Genomic DNA, 312 nt, shown 5'->3' on the forward strand with positions numbered 1-312 from the left:
ATATAGATTATCAAAACTTTTTAAATTCCAATTACTCAAATAATCTTCCCCCTATGTTAATGTCGGATCCTATATACATCTCATCCATATTTAATGTATTGTCATCATTAATTGGGATATCTACTCCCCAACCTGATTCTTCAATATTATTGATTCGCCCAAAAACATTAATATAATACTCGGGATTTGTAAGACCGCCATCACTCCATTGCGTCTCTTCCCAATCAATCTGAACTGATTCGACTTTCTGACTTTGAGCTTTTACCAAATCTATAATTTCTTGCTCATGCTTTTTTAGATAAGCGAGCTGTT

The 312-nt window shown here is 33.3% G+C and carries 1 pseudogene; it reads right to left on the reverse strand.

Annotated elements, in window-relative coordinates:
* Positions 1 to 31: 31 nt before the first annotated feature.
* Positions 32 to 312, reverse strand: a pseudogene (locus AX677_RS04680) (hypothetical protein); the annotation flags it as partial.

The organism is Streptococcus sp. CCH8-C6, from assembly GCF_001557225.1.
In the GTDB taxonomy this organism is placed as follows: Bacteria; Bacillota; Bacilli; order Lactobacillales; family Streptococcaceae; genus Streptococcus; species Streptococcus sanguinis_C.